The 1,424-nt window shown below is 39.2% G+C and carries 1 protein-coding gene; it reads left to right on the forward strand.

Features of this window, described 5'->3' with window-relative positions; genetic code table 11:
• Nucleotides 1–238 precede the first annotated feature (238 nt).
• A complete protein-coding gene (locus D5R40_RS32980) occupies nucleotides 239–1,408 on the forward strand; it encodes an RNA-guided endonuclease InsQ/TnpB family protein (protein WP_240038963.1) in 1,170 nt (389 codons plus the stop codon).
• The last annotated feature ends 16 nt before the right edge of the window (nucleotides 1,409–1,424 follow it).

Here is a 1,424-nt window from a genome sequence, read left to right on the forward strand (position 1 = left end):
TTTTAGCTAGATCGCCGAGAAGCCTCACGCCATAATCTGTGATTTGGCGACCAGATGAATCGGCGGCCAATTGAATGGGTTCGATGCCGATTCAATTTGCATGATATCTCAGCAAAAACCTTCGCCCTAGTTGAAAAACTTGTATTATGATATTGCAATAACCCCAGAAAATTTCCACCATGCGCACTGCCTACCAATATAAATTCAGGCCCAAAAAGAACAAATAGCCACTATTCAATTGTGGTTGGAATTGTTGCGTCGGCAGTACAACTATCGGTTGGGTGAAAGGTTTTCATGGTGGTCAGAAAACCGTTGTCCAGTTAACGCTTGCCCCTTAGTGATGCCAATTCCTCAACTAAGAGATAATCCAGATTATTACTCTCAAAAAAAAGATTTGGTCAATACTAAAGACAAGTTTCCTGAATACAAGCTAATTCATTCTCAGGTATGCCAGGATTGCATTAAACGGGTAAAACTAGCTTTTGATAGGTGGTTCAAAGCAGATAAAAACGGGCAGCGATTAGGCAAACCAAGGTTTAAAGGAAAAGGTCGTTATCGCAGTTTTACTTATCCTCAAATCAAACTTAACTGCATTGAAGGAAATCAAATTAATTTGCCCAAAATAGGAAAAGTAAAGTTAATTCAGCATCGTCCAATACCAGAAGGATTTATAATTAAAACAGTAACAATTAGCCGTAAAGCAGATGGTTATTATGTAACTTTATCCCTAGAAGACAAATCAGTTCCAGCTTTAACAACTAAAGTTGAACCTACATTAAAAAACACTCTGGGAATTGATATGGGACTGAAGGAATTCTTAGTAACAAGTGAAGGAGAATCTGTCCCCATACCCCAATACTATCGAAAATCTCAGCAGCGATTAAAGACTCTACAGAAACGTTTATCTCGTAAAAAGAAAGGTAGTAAAAGATGGTTAAAAGCTCTTCTATCTGTAGCCAAACAACATAAAAAGGTCGCTGATCGACGTAAAGATTTCCACTTTAAAACAGCCAATGAATTGTTATCAAAAGCAGAAGTTATCGCCCATGAAAACTTAAATATCAAAGGGCTAGCAAAGAGCCGTTTGAGTAAATCAATTAACGATGCAGGATGGGGACAATTCCTATCTATTTTAACTGTCAAAGCTGAAAATGCTGGACAGAAAACCATAGGAGTGAACCCAAAAAATACCAGCCAAGATTGCTCAAATTGTGGAAAAAAAGTCGATAAAGAATTAAACATACGAACTCATTCTTGTCCGCATTGCGGTATTGCGATCGATCGTGATGTGAATGCAGCAATAAATATCAAAAATAGGGCGGTAGGGCATTCCGTCCTTAAAGCTCGTGGAGTCCGACGGGGTACCGGGACTGCGAAACGAGAAGCCCACACTATACCGCAAGGTTAGTGTGGGAGTATGTCAC

The sequence above is a fragment of the Okeania hirsuta genome (assembly GCF_003838195.1).
Taxonomy (GTDB): Bacteria; Cyanobacteriota; Cyanobacteriia; order Cyanobacteriales; family Microcoleaceae; genus Okeania; species Okeania hirsuta.